Source organism: Actinoplanes sp. NPDC051513, from assembly GCF_044454685.1.
Classification (GTDB): Bacteria; Actinomycetota; Actinomycetes; order Mycobacteriales; family Micromonosporaceae; genus Actinoplanes.
The window spans coordinates 18,405-33,272 of record NZ_JBITDW010000015.1; the positions used below are offsets into that span (position 1 = coordinate 18,405).

Consider the following 14,868-nt stretch of genomic DNA (forward strand, 5'->3'; position numbering starts at 1 on the left):
AAGCTTCTCTAGTTGTCGATCTCGACGTCGAAGATCGGCGACGCCGCCGCCTTCCTGAACGCGGCGAGGCTGTCGGCGGTCGAGTCGACCGCGATGTTGCGGTCGCCCTCGTCGTCCTGGGCGGTGTCGAAGTAGACGATCGCCTTGACCTTCGGGTGCTTCGTGAGCTCGGGAACAACGGTGCCGAACGCCGCGGCCTTGCTGGTCGGGTACGCGATCCGGTGGTACATGCCCCACTCGGCCACCATGATCGGCTTGCTCGGGTGGTTCTTGACCGACCAGTCGTAGAAGCCGAGGCCGCCACCGGTGGGCTGACGGTCGAGCAGGCTGCCGAAGTCACCGAAGTGGTAGTAGGCCTTCTCGACGCTCACGTACGAGTCGAGGCCGATCCAGTCGACGACGTCGTCACCCGGGTAGAGGTCCTTCCACCAGGACTGCGCCATCCACTTCTCGTTGCCCATCAGCGCCAGCACGTTGACCACATTGGTCACCCCGTCGGCGCGGAGCCGCTCGATGACGTGCCGGTACATGGCCGCGTAGTCCTTGGCGGTCATGCCCGAGGAGGCGGTGGTCTTGACGTCGTTCTCCGGCTCGTGGTGCAGGGCCAGGAAGAACTTCTGGGCGCCGTAGTTGGCCTTGACGTACGCGGCCCACGCGTCGATCCGCGCGTCCTTGTCGCCGGCCGCGACCTTGGCCCAGGTGGTGCCGTAGGCGACCTTCCAGTTCAGCAGCAGCACCCGCCGGCGCGCCGGGTCGCGGGTCATCGCGATCTCGGCCTTGGTCGGGAACTTCTCGTCGCCCTTGTGGTAGGCGTGGAAGATCGTCGAGGTACGGCCGGTGAGGGCCTCCCAGTTCTTGAGCGCGGTGTCGCGCGGGGCGTCGGTGAAGCCGCCGGCCGCCGCTCCCCACAGGACGCCGCAGCTCGGCACGAGCAGGCCGCCGGTGGCGCACGAGTCGGGCTTCACGGTCGGGCCCTGGGTCGGCTTCGTGGTCGGGCTCGTCGCCTCCGTCGCCGGCGCGTAGTTGATCACCAGGCGCGGGCCGGCCGTCTTCTGATCGCCCGACTCGGCGGACAGGAACCGGGTGACCGCCTCGGTCGACGCCGAGCGCAGCGCGAACGCGTACGTCCCGGCCTTGGTGACCGCGCCGGAGAGGTCGATCGTCACCGACGAATCGGTGGCGCGCGGAACGGCCGAGCCGGCCGCGGTGGCGCCGATCGCCGGCAGGTCGCCGCCGGTGATCGTGTCCTCGGACCAGGCGCCGGTCACCGGATACGCGCTGACCCGGGCCACCGCCGGCGTGCTCTCGTACGGCAGGATCAGCCGAGCGTTGGTGATCGCGCTCCCGGCCGGGAAAGACCCGGTGCTGAACCGCACGAACGACGTCTTGGTCTCGCCCTCCGTCGTGCCGACGACCAGCTTGTCCTCGGCGCCGAAGTTGGTCTTCGTCCGCGTGCTGGAGACGTACGCGTCGTCGCCGGCGAAGACAGTGCGGATCGCCGGCGCAGTCGCCGCGTCGGCCGTGCCCGCGATGGCGAAGCCGGCGCTCACCGCCGTCCCGATCGCCGCCGCCCCGATCGCTGCCTTTCTGGCCCCCACGTGTTTACCCCCGTGAATAGTCGAGTCCCTCGTTCGGACTCCACGGTCGGCCGGTGCGGGTGCCGGTCCGGTGCATGCACGGGTGCAGGTGGGGTGCGGCCGATGTGGACGGTCGCTTTCACGGCGCACAGAAGAGCGCCGCCGTCATCTCGACGGCGGCGCTCCGGTACCTCTTTGTTCAGGGCGCTTCTATTTACGGCGCTGCGTTCTCGGTCAGGACCGAGCGCAGCGCCTCGATCAGCAGCTCAGTGCTGAACGGCTTCTTGACCAGCAGCGCGTCCGGCTCGATCAGGCCGTCCGCGACGGCCATCTCCTTGGGCAGGCCCGAGATGTAGACGACCCGCATGTCGGGCCGCAGCTCGGTGGCGGAGCGGGACAGCTCGCCGCCGGACACCCCGGGCAGGCCCAGGTCCGTGACCAGGATGTCGATCTCGCCGGGGTGGTCCCGGCAGACCGCGATCGCCTGTTGCGGGTCGCCCGCGACCAGGGTCGAGAAGCCGCGGCGTTCGAGCATCCGTCGCATGATGTCGCGCAGGTCCTCCTCGTCGTCGACGACGAGGACGGTCGGTCGGTCATCCGTGTCGGGCGCCTGCGGCATGGGTCCTCCTCCGGTACGCGTCGAGTTCCCGATTCACGCTATCGGCACCGGGTTGCACCAACCGGCCTTTGCCACATCCCGGCAGCTCAGCGAGACTTCTGGGCCTTGGCGGCGCCGGTGACCGTGCCGGTGAAGAGCAGCTTGTTCGGCGAACCCGCGCCCGCGTTGCTCACCAGGCCGGATCCCGCGCGTCCGACCAGGTCGTCGCGCACCTGGGCCGGCGTCCAGTCCGGGTGTGCGGCGAGCACCAGCGCCGCGGCGCCGGCCACGTGCGGGCTCGCCATCGAGGTGCCGCTCATCACCGTCGTGCCGGTGTTGGAGGCCTTCGACGCGGACAGGATCTGGACGCCGGGCGCGAAGATGTCGAGACAGGACCCGTAGTTCGAGAACGTCGCGCGGGTGTCGTTCTGGTCGGTCGCGCCCACCGTGATCGCGTTCGGGTCGTGGGCCGGCGACTGCTTGCAGGCCTCGCGGTGGTCGTTGCCGGCCGCCACCACGTACGTCACGCCCATGGCGATCGATCGGTCGACGGCGTCGTCGAGCGTCTTGCTGACCGTGCCGCCGAGGCTCATGTTGGCCACGGCCGGCTTCGCCGCGTGCGCGGTGACCCAGTCGATGCCGGCGATGATGTTCGAGTACGACCCGCTGCCGTTGCAGTCGAGCACGCGCACCGAGACCAGCTTGATGTCCTTGGCCACGCCGTAGGTGGCGCCGCCGATGGTGCCGGCCACGTGGGTGCCGTGTCCCTTGCAGTCGTCGGCATTGGCGTCCTTGTCGACGAAGTCCCAGCCGCTCACGGCCCGGCCGCCGAACTCCTTGTGGGTGGTCCGGACGCCGCTGTCGATCACGTACGCGGTGACGCGGGCCGCCGACGGCGCGGAGTAGGGCTTCGACAGCGGCAGGGTGCGCTGGTCGATGCGGTCCAGCCCCCACGTGGGGGTGGCGCCGGCCATGCTGTCGACGGTGGCGTCCTGCTCGACGTAGCGGACGGCCGGATCGGCGGCGAGGCGGGCGGCCTGGGTCGCGGACATCGTCGCGTGGAATCCGCGAACGGCGGTTGTATAGGTGTCGGCGATCTGGCCGCCGTACCGTTGAGTGAGCTCGCGCGAGACGGCGCCGACGCCAGACTCCCCAGGCTCGAGCACCACGATGTAGCTGTTTGCGATGGCGTCGGCGGAGCCGGCGGCGATGATGACGCCGGTGGGCGCCACGGGCGGGGCGGCAAGGGCGGCGCCGGCTGCTCCGCAGAGCGTGGCGGCGGTGGCGCCGGTGAGCAGCGCGACGCGAGTGGCGATACGGCCGGTGTCGATACGCAAAACAGGTGGTCCTCTCGGTTGGGTGCCCTACTTCACCGGGGGAGACAGGCATGCCGATGACGGCTGAGGGAAATGGTGGAGAGGACGCCCTGCCGGCCCGGGACCCTTCGGGTGGCAGCTGTGGTGCAACGCCTTCCGCGCTGCTCGGAGGGCATTTCCGCTCAGCGCGGACGGCCGGGAAGACCGGAGGGAAAGAGCTAAGGCTGTGCAACGGAGGGCCGATCTACCCGCTGTACCGCTGCACACCGCCACCGAGCAAGGAGAGCGATATGACCAGCCTGCTGTCGCCCGAGGTCACCACGTCCGACGCGATGACCGACCGCTGCGACCGTTGCAGCGCGGCCGCGAAACTGGTGGTCCACCTGACCAGCGGCGGCGAGCTGTCCTTCTGCGGCCACCACGCCAACCATCACCGGGACGACATCCTCCGAGTCGCCGGGAGCGTCGTGCTCGAGGAGGGCTTCGAGTGGGCGGGCAAGTAACCGCTTGACCCCATACGCCGCGATATGCTCAATTCCTCTTATCTGAGGGGAATTGCGTGCATATCGCGGCGCAAAACGTGGGCAGGCTCTCCCGGCTGACCGCCGGGTGCGCCGGCATCGCGGTCGCCGTGATCGGGTTTGTCGCAACACCCGTGATCGGGTTTGTCGCAACACCAAGGCCGCCGGGTGGAGCTCTCTCCGACCCGGCGGCCGCTCTCGTTCCGGCCGGGCTGGCGCTGCTGCTGCAGGCGCTGCCCGTCGCTCACCGGGCCGTGCGCGCGCTCACCCTTCTGCTCGCCCTGCTCGCCGCCGCCATCGGCGCCGCGTCGCTCGGCCCCCATCCGGCCGCGGCCGCCGCCACCGTGCTCGCCGGGCTCGGACTGGCCTGCCTCGACGTCCGGGTCGCGCGGTCCCGCTTTCGCGTCGCCGACCCGCTGGTCGCGGGCGCCGCGATCATCGCGCTGGTCGCGCTCGTGCCGCGGATGTTCGATCCGACCTTTCCGTTCGGCCGCGGGCCCGGCGGCGTGATGGCCCCGGCCGCGGCCGGCGGGCTGCTCACGCTCGCCCTCGGCACCGTGCTGGCCCGTCCCGAGACCGGCCCGCTGCGTACCGCCGAGACCGTCGCCGGTCCGGGCACCACCGTTCGCCGGATGCTGCCGGTGCTGATCGCCGTGCCGGCCGTCGCGGCGCTGGTCAGCGCCCTGGCCGCGCGCAGCGGGATCGGCCGCCCGGCCGCCGCGATCAGCACCGGGGCCGTACTCGCCGCGCTCGCCCTGCTCGGGCTCGTCGGTTACCTCGTCCGCACCCTGGACAGCGCCGACCGGCGGCAACGACGGCTGGTCGGCGAGCTGCACGACCGGCAGGAGTTCGCGGCCACGCTGCTCCAGTCGATGAGCGAGGCCGTGATGGTGCTCGACGCCAACCACCGGGTGATCGACGTCAACCGGCGCTGGCGGGAGCTGACCGGGTACGGGCCGGACGAGCCGATCCGCCTCGCCCCGGAGCTGCCGCCGGCCGGGGGCGGCGACTGGCTGATGCCCCGCGTCGACGGGACGGCCGTTCCGGTGCTGGCCACCGTGGCGACGATTCCGGACGAGGAGGGCGCGCCGCGGGCGTACGTGGCGACGTACGTCGACATCGGCGACCGCAAGCGGGCCGAGGACTCGCTCGGGGCGCAGAACGCCGAGCTACGCGAGGCGAACGCCCGGCTCGAGGCGGCGCTGGCCTTCAAGAACGACCTGACGTCGATGCTGACCCACGACGTCGCGCAGCCGATCAGCTCGATCGCGAGCCTCGCCGAGCTGCTGCGGGCCGACTGGGCGGACCTGCCCGACGACATCCGGCTCGAGCTGGCCACAAAGATCGACAAGAACACACAGCGGCTGATCAAGATGATGAACGACCTGCAGCTGCTGTTCCGCCTGGACACCGGGTCGGTGACCGCCCGGCGCGCGCCGGTGCCGCTGCTCGAGGTCGCCGCACAGGCCGCGGCCACCGCCGGCCACGGCATCGAGGTCGCCGTCGACGAGGATCTCGCCGTGCTGGCCGACTCGGGACACCTGCGCGTGGTGACGCAGAACCTGATCACCAACGCGCTCACCTACGGCGACCCGCCGGTGCGGATCGCCGGCCGGCGCCGCGGCGACCTGGTCGAGCTGGTCGTGCAGGACAGCGGGCCCGGCATCCCGGAGGAGCTGGTGCCGAGCTTGTTCGGCCGGTTCGTGCGCGGGGCCGGGCTCGGTCTGTTCATCGTGCGGCACCTGGTCGAGGCGAACGGCGGCTCGGTCCGCTACGAGCGGGCCGAGCCGCGAGGGGCGCGCCTGATCGTGACCCTGGAGGCCGCGCCGATCTAGTCGTGCCGATCTAGACGCCGCCGGAGCCGCGGTCTTCTTCGTTGATCATGCCGTCGCCCCAGGTGTCCTTGTGCGTGGTGCGGCCGCCCATCGGGGCGCTGCCGGCGGCGCCGCCGCTGATCGGGCCGCCCTTGGCGATCCGGCGTCCCGGCGCCAGCACGTCGTCCAGGTCGTGCTCGCTCGTGATGCCTGGCGCCGAGGTGATGTCGACGTTCGTGCCGGCTCCGGCGGCGAGGTCGTGCCGGGGAAGGTCGGCCCGGCTCGCGTTGCTCTGCTCGGCCGCGCTCGTGCCCCAGCCGGCGCCCGGGTGCGGGTTGCGGTTGCGGATCCGGGCCGCCACCGCGGCCGGGCTCGCCGTGGACGCCGCGTTCGTCATCGTCGAGAGCCGCTTCGTGCTCGCGCCGGTCGTCGGGCGCTTTGGCGACGGCCGGGTGCCCACCGACTTGGGGCGTCCGCCCAGCACCCCGCTCTCCACCAGGCCCTTGAAGGTGGTCAGGTCTTCCTTGAGCCGCCTGGTGAGCGAGGCCTGGCCGTGCCGGTCGCTGGGCATGAGAAAGGCGATGTCCGCCTCGAGCTGCGCCACGATCTGCGTCTTCGTCTCGCCCAGGGGGCGGAGCGTGATCGTCTCGGCGAGCAGCGGGCCTTCCACGGTCGCCCAGGAGACCCGCTCGTCGACGGAGCGCTCGGTGATCCGGGCGTCGAACTCGCGTCGCTTGCCGTCGACGTCCATGATCCAGTGTGTCTGGTCGGCGCCGATCGGGGTGACCTCGCGAACCCCGCTCATGAACCGCGGGTAGTTCTCGAACGCGGCGAGCTGCTCGTACACCGTGTGCAGCGGTGCACTCACCTCGATGGCCTGCTGAACCATACTCATCGCATCTCTCCCATGCCTCGGATGATCCCGGCATGATCGAGCGTACGGAGACGACTACTGATCGTGTTCGTTTTCGGCCCGTTTGTGAGTCAGACCCGGCGCAGGTACTGCCAGTGACCCACCTCGGCCGCATACCGGGCGTCACTCGCGGGCACGAGCGTCACCTGAGCCGCGCGCAGCAGCGCCACGAGCCGGGCGGAGGGGCAGCGCCAGGCCTCGCTGATCTCGACGACCGTGCCGGTCTCGCGGCAGGCGGCGGCGAGCGCGGACACCAGGTCCGGGGTGATCACGGCGTCGTCGAGGCCGACTTGGGCGAGCAGGCTCAGCGGGCGGGCGAGTTGGGTCGGCGCGTACCGGGAGGCGCGCTCGATGCCCTGCACCGTGGCGCCGATCAGGCCCTCGGCGACCTGCTCCGGGCTCAGCTCGCCGGCGGCCAGCATGGCGCGCACGTCCCGCGGGCCGTACAGACCGCTGGACAGCGGCAGGCGGGAGACCGCGACCGAGACCGCCTCGAGGTGGCGCAGGTCGGCCGGCCAGGCCAGCCAGCCGTCCGGCTGGACGACCTCGACCTCGGCGGCGACCCGCAGCGTCATTTCGGTGCGCTGGCGGGCGCGGCGCACGGCATCGGCGTACGCGGACAGCCAGGTCGTTTCCGGGCCCACCTGGTCGGCGAAGGTGAGCGCGGTGAGGCCGGCCTGGTCGGCGGCCGAGACCACGACGCCGACGCTGTCCCGTCCGGCTGCGAAGCCGGTGTGCACATGCGCGTCAATCGTCAGGTCCAGGGCATCGATCACCGATTCCCGCTCTGTATCCACCTGTCGCTCCCCGGCTTCGAGTCGACGGGCTCTTTCCCGTCCTGACACAGAGTGGGGTTTGGGGGTTGACAAGCGTGGTCCGCAGATGGTGCAGCTCGGTTTCTTAGCGCCGGCTTCCAGGCCGCGATCCGAGACGAGCCGCCGGAGGAGCGGTGAGTCGCTCACTCCTCCGGCGTCTGCAGCAACTCGGTTACCGCCCGGACCGCATCTTCGGTGGGCGAGGCCGCCTCGCGGTTGGCCGCCTGCAATTCCCGGAACACTTCCTCGCGGTGGACCTGCACGTCGCGCGGGGCCTGGATGCCCAGGCGGATGACGTCCCCGCGCGCCTCGAGCACGGTGATGATCACGTCGTTCCCGATCATCACGCTCTCCCCGGCCCGCCGGGTCAGCACAAGCATCGTCCGGTGCCCCCCTCCATCCATGGCAGGACCTGGGGGCGCGACCACAGTCCCGGCCGCGCCGGCGACGGGACGTCAGTAGGCCCGGTGCATGATCGCGCGGACCGGGTACCCGGAGCCGCTGAGCACGACCTGCATGGCCCGCATGCTGTCCCGGTCGAGAACGATCGGCGCCAGCAGGTTGGCCGTGGTCTCGTCCACGCCGGCGGTGATGACGGTCATCAGCAGCAGGCGGTTGGGATCCTTCGTGTTCAGAGCCGCGAAAACCTCGTTCTCGATCTCCGGGGCGTAGTCCGGGAAGAACGGCTCCGGCGGGGCCACGAGGAAGCGCAACTCCGGGTCCTGGATGGACGTGAAGGCGTAGAGCAGTCCGTCGTCGTTGAGCCGCACCAGGACGTACTCCCGGTGTGCCGGGAACCCGGGCATGGGCACCGCCATGGTGATGGTCGGCAGACCCAGCGACGGGTCGATCATCGTGGCCTCAATCGGACGGAACGCGGTGCGAGTACTCATGGTCACCTCAGGAAATCGATGAGCGAGGGCTGGATCACCCTGGCCGTGGCGGCCAGGGCGGCCTGATACGAGGTCTGCTGGATCTGCAGTTCCATGATCGCTTTGGGCAGGTCGACATCCTCGATGTCGGACAGCTGCGACGACACGGATAACAGATGGTCGTCTGCGGACTGCTTCATCTGTTCAACCCGATTATATCGGGCACCTACATTCGAAAGCGCGGATTTTAGGAAATCGTGGGCGGTATCGAGATTTTCTAGGCTCTTGTTCAGAGTGTCCTGATCGTCGCTCCGAAGGCTCTTCGAAATGGTGTCGAGAACCGTGAACAACTCGGTGTCCGTCCCGGGCGTGCCGAACGCCTCCGGGCCGGTGGTCTCGATGCGCACCTTGGCGTTCGGGCCGACCGTGCGCGTCGTCGGGTTGTCGTTGCCGACGTACTTGTACTCGCCGGTCGTCGTGTCCACCTCGTACGCCACCCCGCCCGGGGTGGTGCCGCCGAAGACCGGCCGGTTCATGTACTTGGCGTTGGCCTGGCCGACCAGCGTCTCGCGGATGTTGTCGATCTCGACGGCCAGCGCCTCGCGGGACTGGTCGCTGTTGGACGAGCTCAATCCCTGAAGAGTCAGATCGCGTACCCGAATGATCGAAGTGGACGCGTCGCCGAGAGTGTCCTGAATGGTGCCGAGCCAGCCGAGCCCGTCGTCGGCGTTGCGGCCGTACTGCTGGGTGGACCGCACCTCGCCGCGCAGCTGGAGCGACGTCACCGTGCCGGTCGGCGAGTCCGACGGCCGGGTCAGCAGCTTGCCGCCGGAGATCTGCGACTGGATCTTCTGTCCACGCGCGAGGGACCGCTGCAGGTCGCCGAGCGCCTTGGTCGCCATGCTGGTGTCGGTGACCCTGCTGGGAATCGTCATGCCGTGCTACCCCCTCTTGCCGGCTGCCACGATTAGCGGCCCACCAGGCCCGTCCGGTTGATCAGCTGATCGAGCATGGCGTCGATCGTGGTGAGCACGCGCGAGGCCGCCTCGTAACCGCGCTGATAGGTGAGCAGGTGGGTCATTTCCTCGTCGAGGTTGACCCCCGACTCCGCCTCGCGGGAAACGTCGACCTGGTCACGTACGGAATCCTGGATCTCGCTGCGGCGTCCCGCCGCCTGCGCCGAGACGCCGAGCCGGCCGATCATGGCCTGGTAGGTGGCGTCCGGGCCGGTGGCCGAGTTCCCGATGTCGGCGAGCGCGTCGGCGACGTTGTGGTCGAGGGCCGGCGTGGTCGCGTCGTTCGGGTCGCCCTTGGAGAATGCGACCTCCTCGGGCTCGGTGATCGCCACATCGATGGTGGCCGCGGTGGTGCCGGTGAAGAAGTCGGCGCCCGGGGTGCCGTCCTTGGTGAAGCCGCCGGTCTGCGCCCCGTTCACGGTGTCGTGGATGCTCTTGGCCACCGCGTCCAGATCGGTGAGGATGCCCGGGATGATGGTGTTCATCGTGTCGAGCATGGCGCCCATGGTGCCGCCGGGAGTGGCGTTGTCCTTGGTGTCGGTCCACTGCAGCGCCACCTGGTTGTTGACGTCGATGCCGTCGAGCGTGGTGGGACCGGTGAGCTTGAGGGCGCGGGATTGGAAGCCCTCGACCAGGGCGGTGCTGCCGACGTACACGTTGACCGCGCCGTTGGGCGTGGCCTGAGCGCTCGCGCCGACCAGCTCGGACAGCTGCAGGATGTTGCGGTCGCGCTGGTCCTGGAGCTCGTTGGCGGGCAGGCCGGCCTGCTGCGCGATGACGATCTCGTGGTTCATGTCGGCGATCGACGCGGCCATGGTGTTGACCTGATCGACGTACGCGCCCATCTCGCCGTTCTGCGACGCGAACTGGTTGGACAGCGACGCGTGCGTGTCGTTCAGGGTGATCGTCACGGTCTTGCTGCGCTCGATCAGCGCGGTCCGGGTCGACGGGTCCTGCCAGTTGTTCGCCACGTCGTTCCACGCGTCCCACATGTCGTGCAGGCGCGCCTGGAGCGCGGTGTCACTCGGCTCGGCCAGGACGCTCTCGATCCCGTCGTACGTAGCCTTCTGGCCGGCCAGATACGCCGAGTTCGCGTGCTCGGTGCGCCCGCGCTCCTCGAGGTACGTGTTGCGGCCGCGCTCGACGGCGGCCACCGTGACCCCGGTGCCGACCTGCTCGGTCGTGGCGTACACGCCGGGGTTGAGGCTGCCGGTCTGCGCCTGCATCCGTACCCGCTGCCGGGTGTACCCGTCGGTGTTCGCGTTCGCGATGTTCTGCCCGGTGACGTCCAGGCCGCGGCGCTGCGCGTACAGCGAGGTGAGCGCCGTGTTGATACTGCCGAAGGTGCTAGCCATCAGATCGCCTCATCAACCAGGCTGGAGCGGCGCACGCCGCCGGAAACGGTCTGGCCCTGCGGTCCGTACGTTTCCACAGTTTCGGCGAACGCGAGCATGGTTTCGCGTGCTGCGCGCTGGCCGGCCGTGAGTAGGTCGCGGTTGACGTCGGCGAGCGCGCTGATCTCCGAGGTGAGCATCAGGAACGCCTTGCGGTGCTGGTGAAGAAGGTCCGACCAGGGCGGCGGGGCAGCGTCGGCCAGCTCGCCGAGCGAGGCCTCCGGGTCGAGCCCGAGCTCGACGGCGACGTCCTGCGAATAGGCGGCGCGGATGACCTCGGTCTGCCGGATCTGGTCGAGCACCACCTCCACCTCGCGGGTGGCGTGGCTGAGCCAGCGGGAGCGATTGGACGCGAGGAGCAGCTGCTCCTCCTCAAGCTTGAACAGCAGCATCTCCAGCAGCTCACGTGATCGCCACAGGACGCTGGCCAGGTCGGTCAGGCTCACCCTGGTCCTCCGTCTCGCTTCTGGTCGGGCGTGCCCCCTCGACATGCCCGCTCATTCGGACAGGTCGGCACGTCCGCCGCTCCGCTGAGGGATTTCGCCCGATCGGGCCTTCCCGGGCTTTCTTCCGGTTCGCCGGAAAAGGGCGAATAAATCTCGGAGACTGCTCATGACCGTCGGCGCCACGCCGAACGGACCGGCGTATCGCCACGGCTCACGGATGGGCCGGTCAGACCCTGATCAAGGAGGAAAACCCATGGGTCTCCGCATCAACCAGAACATCGCCGCGCAGAACGCCTACCGGAACCTGTCGGTCACCGACAGCCAGATGTCGAAGTCCCTGGAGAAGCTGTCCAGCGGTTTCCGCATCAACCGGGCGGCGGACGACGCGGCCGGCCTCTCGATCTCCGAGGGGCTGCGCGCGCAGATCGGCGGTCTCAAGGTCGCCGTGCGCAACACCCAGGACGGTGTGAGCGTCGCGCAGACTGCTGAGGGCTCGCTCAACGAGGTCACCTCGATCCTCCAGCGCATGCGTGACCTGGCGGTGCAGGCGTCGAACTCCGGCGCCACCGACTCGGACGCGGCCGCCGCGGCCAACAAGGAGATGGAGCAGCTCAACGCCGAGCTGAACCGGATCGGCAGCACCACGGCGTTCGGCAAGCAGAAGCTGCTCGACGGCACCTTCGGCGCCACTAAGAAGACCGTCGTGGACACGACGGCGACCGCGGCGAACTCCGTCTTCTCGGACACGGGCAAGCTGGTCACGCTCGACGCCACCAGCAAGATCGTGGACTCGCCCCAGACCGACGCCGTCACCGGCGGCAAGTACTGGAGTTTCGACCTCACCCAGGTCTCGGGCCTCACCAAGGCCCCGAACGACACCGGCACGACCGACCTGACGTCCACTCCCATCACCGTCAAGGTCGGGGCTCTCACCACCGACGCGACGCCGCAGGACGTCGCCAAGGCGGTCAACGACGCCCTCTCCGACGCGCTCAAGGCGCGCGGCTTCCAGGGCAACGAGGTCACCATGTCGGTCAAGGTCGACGCCAACAACATGACCACGTTCGGCATGAGCGGCGCCGGCGACTTCACGATCGATGACACCGACACCGTCCTGAGCGACCCGGCCGCCGTCGCGGCGGGCGCCACCACCAACACCGGCGGTCTCGGGATCGACCTCACCACGGCCCTGGCTGATACCGGTGGCAACAAGGGCGCGTTCCAGGTCGGCGCGAACGCCAACCAGAAGATCAACATCCAGATCGGCGGCGTGGACTCCGAGAGCCTCGGCACCGCGTCGCTGGACCTCACCAACGACCCGGACAGCGCGATCACGGTCATCGACGACGCGCTCCAGTCGGTCTCCGACTCGCGTGCCTCGCTCGGTGCGTACCAGAACCGGTTCGAGCACACCATCAACAACCTCAACGTCGCGGTGGAGAACCTGTCCGCCTCGGAGTCGCGCATCCGCGACACCGACATGGCGCAGGAGATGGTGTCGTACACCCGGTCGCAGATCCTGACCCAGGCCGGCACCTCGATGCTGTCGCAGGCGAACCAGTCCGCGCAGAACGTGCTCTCGCTGCTCCGCTAACCGAGTTGCCACCCGTCCGAACTGAATAGGAAACGCACTCGGCCGAATAGGTGGGGGTAGCTGGCAGACGGCGCCGGCTACCCCCGCTTCTTTTCCGCACCGAAAGGCAGGCCACTGTGACCAGCTCTGTTGACGGACTCGTCAGCGGCCTCAGCACTTCGTCCCTGATCAGCCAGCTCATGCAGGTCGAGGCCCAGCCGCAGGACCGCCTCAAGACCAAGGTCTCCACGGCCCAGACCGCGGTGACGTCATATCAGTCGGTCAACTCCAAGGCCGCCGCGCTCCGGAGCGCCGGCGACGCGATCAGCCAGCTCGGCACGTGGCGCTCGATCAAGGCGACCTCGAGCTCGTCGACGGTCAGCGCCACCACGTCGAACAACATCAACGCCACCACCGGCAGCCTCACCTTCAACGTGACCTCGCTGGCGACCAAGCAGGTCACCACGATGCCGGTGGACACCACGCTGTACGCCAAGGACCCCGACGGCAAGGTCGACGACCCGGCCGCGATCACCACCGACAACTCGATCACGATCACCAAGGGCGCGTTCGACAGCCTCGGCAACACGACCGGAAGCACCACGACGGTCAACGTCGACATCAGCAAGGACAAGTCGGCGGCCGGCATCGCCAAGGCGATCAACGCGGCCAACGCCGGCCTCTCCGCGTATGTGATGAAGACCGGTGACTCGACCGGCGTCCTGCAGATCAGCGGCACCGCCACCGGCACGGCCAACGGCTTCGTGATCAGCGGCCTCGACACCAAGGGCCTGAACGGCGACTCGCCGGCGACCACGTGGGCCGGGGACGCGTCGATCGACGTCACCGGCGGCGGTGGCACCGCGTACACGGTCAACAGCGGCAGCAACACGTTCACGGGGCTGATGGCCGGCGTGACGCTGACGGTGTCGAAGAAGGAGGACGGCGTCACGGTCGACGTCTCCAACGACACCGGCGCGATCGCCGACAAGTTCCAGGCGATGGTGGACGCGGCCAACGCGGCGCTCAGCGAGATCCGGACGCAGACCGCGTACGACGCCGCCACCAAGAAGGGCTCGCCGCTCACCGGCGACTTCGCGGTCCGCGACATGTCGCAGAAGATCCTCAGCGTGATCAGCCGCGGTGTCGACTGGAGCGTGGAGAAGAAGGCCACCCCGCCCGTCGACGTCACGGCGGAGATCCACACGCTCAAGGACCTGGGCATCCAGCTCGACTCGACCGGGCAGCTGAGCTTCGACCGGGCCGCGTTCCTCAACACGTACACGTCGGACCCCGGCCGCGCCCAGAAGGCCGGCGTCCGCTTCGGCGACACCGTCGAGGCGATGGGCACCACGATGACGACCAACCTCAAGTCGATCATCTTGAACCGCAACAACGAGATCAGCAGCATCAACGACCAGATCAGCAACTGGGACGTCCGCCTCGCCGCGAGGCGGGAGGCGCTGCAGAAGGAGTACACCGGCCTCGAGGTCGCGCTCGGCAAGCTCAAGGACCAGTCCAACTGGCTCTCCGGTCAGCTCGCCGGCCTCTCCTGAGTCGCCGGTCTCTCCTGACCCGTACGCCCTTCCGCCGGCCCTGACGCCCCAGGGCATTGACCGAGGAGTCCGATGACCGCCCCGCACCTGCGCGACCGCTACCTGCAGGATTCGATCAACACTGCCTCGCCCGGCAAGCTGCTGCTGATGCTGTACGACCGGCTCGTCCTCGACCTCATGAAGGGCGAGGAGGCGCTGCGCACCGGCGCGCGGGAGCAGGCGCACGAGCAACTCACCCACGCCCAGGAGATCGTCCTGGAGCTGCGCACCAGCCTGGACGTCGACGCCTGGTCGGGCGCGCCCGCCTTGGCCGGCCTCTACGGCTGGATGCTCACCGAGCTGATCGGCGCCAACATCGCCAAGGACGCCGATCGGGTGGCCGCCTGCCGGACCCTGGTGGAGCCGTTGCGCGACGCCTGGCGAGAGGCGGCCGCCGCGGCGGTCGCCGGCTGAGGCG

General features: G+C 69.4%; 15 protein-coding genes. 5 read left to right on the plus strand and 10 right to left on the minus strand.

Annotated elements, in window-relative coordinates; all coding sequences use genetic code 11:
- Positions 1-8: 8 nt before the first annotated feature.
- From ACIA5D_RS34570 to ACIA5D_RS34580, 3 genes are all read right to left on the minus strand, one after another.
- Positions 9-1,598, minus strand: a complete 1,590-nt coding sequence (locus tag ACIA5D_RS34570) for a DNRLRE domain-containing protein (protein ID WP_396034606.1) — start codon at positions 1,596-1,598, stop codon at positions 9-11.
- Positions 1,599-1,791: 193 nt separating this feature from the next.
- On the minus strand, positions 1,792-2,196 hold the full coding sequence (locus ACIA5D_RS34575; RefSeq protein WP_396034607.1) for a response regulator: 405 nt from the start codon (positions 2,194-2,196) through the stop codon (positions 1,792-1,794).
- Between the two features lie 86 nt (positions 2,197-2,282).
- Positions 2,283-3,512 carry a S8 family peptidase gene (locus tag ACIA5D_RS34580; RefSeq protein ID WP_396034608.1) on the minus strand — a complete coding sequence of 410 codons (1,230 nt, stop codon included), beginning with the start codon at positions 3,510-3,512 and terminating at the stop codon, positions 2,283-2,285.
- A gap of 269 nt (positions 3,513-3,781) precedes the next feature.
- Here ACIA5D_RS34580 and ACIA5D_RS34585 point away from each other — a divergent pair, with 269 nt between their 5' ends.
- Together ACIA5D_RS34585 and ACIA5D_RS34590 are read left to right on the plus strand one after the other, a co-directional pair.
- Entirely contained in the window at positions 3,782-3,994 is a 213-nt protein-coding gene (locus ACIA5D_RS34585) for a hypothetical protein (protein ID WP_396034609.1), read from the plus strand.
- 56 nt (positions 3,995-4,050) lie between these two features.
- Entirely contained in the window at positions 4,051-5,847 is a 1,797-nt protein-coding gene (locus ACIA5D_RS34590) for an ATP-binding protein (protein ID WP_396034610.1), read from the plus strand.
- Between the two features lie 10 nt (positions 5,848-5,857).
- Here ACIA5D_RS34590 and ACIA5D_RS34595 read toward each other — a convergent pair whose 3' ends face one another.
- From ACIA5D_RS34595 to ACIA5D_RS34625, 7 genes are all read right to left on the minus strand, one after another.
- The gene (locus ACIA5D_RS34595; protein WP_396034611.1) at positions 5,858-6,721 is read right to left on the minus strand and encodes an SRPBCC family protein; all 864 of its coding nucleotides are present in this window, start codon (positions 6,719-6,721) and stop codon (positions 5,858-5,860) included.
- A gap of 89 nt (positions 6,722-6,810) precedes the next feature.
- Positions 6,811-7,536 (minus strand): hydrolase, encoded by a 726-nt coding sequence (locus ACIA5D_RS34600; protein WP_396034612.1) that lies wholly within the window; start codon positions 7,534-7,536, stop codon positions 6,811-6,813.
- A 161-nt stretch (positions 7,537-7,697) separates the two neighbouring features.
- Positions 7,698-7,934 (minus strand): carbon storage regulator CsrA, encoded by a 237-nt coding sequence (gene csrA / locus ACIA5D_RS34605; protein ID WP_396034613.1) that lies wholly within the window; start codon positions 7,932-7,934, stop codon positions 7,698-7,700.
- A 75-nt stretch (positions 7,935-8,009) separates the two neighbouring features.
- Positions 8,010-8,447: a flagellar assembly protein FliW gene (gene fliW, locus ACIA5D_RS34610; RefSeq protein WP_396034614.1), complete on the minus strand. Its 438-nt coding sequence runs from the start codon at positions 8,445-8,447 to the stop codon at positions 8,010-8,012.
- 2 nt (positions 8,448-8,449) lie between these two features.
- Positions 8,450-9,361 (minus strand): flagellin, encoded by a 912-nt coding sequence (locus tag ACIA5D_RS34615; RefSeq protein ID WP_396034615.1) that lies wholly within the window; start codon positions 9,359-9,361, stop codon positions 8,450-8,452.
- A gap of 32 nt (positions 9,362-9,393) precedes the next feature.
- Positions 9,394-10,797: a flagellar hook-associated protein FlgK gene (gene flgK, locus ACIA5D_RS34620; protein ID WP_396034616.1), complete on the minus strand. Its 1,404-nt coding sequence runs from the start codon at positions 10,795-10,797 to the stop codon at positions 9,394-9,396.
- A complete protein-coding gene (locus ACIA5D_RS34625) occupies positions 10,797-11,282 on the minus strand; it encodes a flagellar protein FlgN (protein WP_396034617.1) in 486 nt (161 codons plus the stop codon). The genes flgK and ACIA5D_RS34625 overlap by 1 nt, the downstream gene beginning before the upstream one ends.
- A gap of 253 nt (positions 11,283-11,535) precedes the next feature.
- Between ACIA5D_RS34625 and ACIA5D_RS34630 the strand changes: the two genes are divergently transcribed.
- The 3 genes from ACIA5D_RS34630 to fliS all read left to right on the plus strand — a co-directional run bounded on the left by ACIA5D_RS34630 (position 11,536) and on the right by fliS (position 14,864).
- Entirely contained in the window at positions 11,536-12,876 is a 1,341-nt protein-coding gene (locus ACIA5D_RS34630; protein ID WP_396034618.1) for a flagellin, read from the plus strand.
- Positions 12,877-12,992: 116 nt separating this feature from the next.
- Positions 12,993-14,411 carry a flagellar filament capping protein FliD gene (gene fliD, locus ACIA5D_RS34635; protein ID WP_396034619.1) on the plus strand — a complete coding sequence of 473 codons (1,419 nt, stop codon included), beginning with the start codon at positions 12,993-12,995 and terminating at the stop codon, positions 14,409-14,411.
- A gap of 72 nt (positions 14,412-14,483) precedes the next feature.
- A complete protein-coding gene (gene fliS, locus ACIA5D_RS34640) occupies positions 14,484-14,864 on the plus strand; it encodes a flagellar export chaperone FliS (protein WP_396034620.1) in 381 nt (126 codons plus the stop codon).
- Positions 14,865-14,868 lie beyond the last annotated feature (4 nt).

Coding starts and splice junctions, on each gene's coding strand:
- ACIA5D_RS34575 (WP_396034607.1), bottom strand. CDS start 2,196: ATGCCGCAGGCGCCCGACACGGATGACCGACCGACCGTCCTCGTCGTC.
- ACIA5D_RS34585 (WP_396034609.1), top strand. CDS start 3,782: ATGACCAGCCTGCTGTCGCCCGAGGTCACCACGTCCGACGCGATGACC.
- ACIA5D_RS34595 (WP_396034611.1), bottom strand. CDS start 6,721: ATGAGTATGGTTCAGCAGGCCATCGAGGTGAGTGCACCGCTGCACACG.
- csrA (WP_396034613.1), bottom strand. CDS start 7,934: ATGCTTGTGCTGACCCGGCGGGCCGGGGAGAGCGTGATGATCGGGAAC.
- fliW (WP_396034614.1), bottom strand. CDS start 8,447: ATGAGTACTCGCACCGCGTTCCGTCCGATTGAGGCCACGATGATCGAC.
- ACIA5D_RS34615 (WP_396034615.1), bottom strand. CDS start 9,361: ATGACGATTCCCAGCAGGGTCACCGACACCAGCATGGCGACCAAGGCG.
- flgK (WP_396034616.1), bottom strand. CDS start 10,797: ATGGCTAGCACCTTCGGCAGTATCAACACGGCGCTCACCTCGCTGTAC.
- ACIA5D_RS34630 (WP_396034618.1), top strand. CDS start 11,536: ATGGGTCTCCGCATCAACCAGAACATCGCCGCGCAGAACGCCTACCGG.
- fliS (WP_396034620.1), top strand. CDS start 14,484: ATGACCGCCCCGCACCTGCGCGACCGCTACCTGCAGGATTCGATCAAC.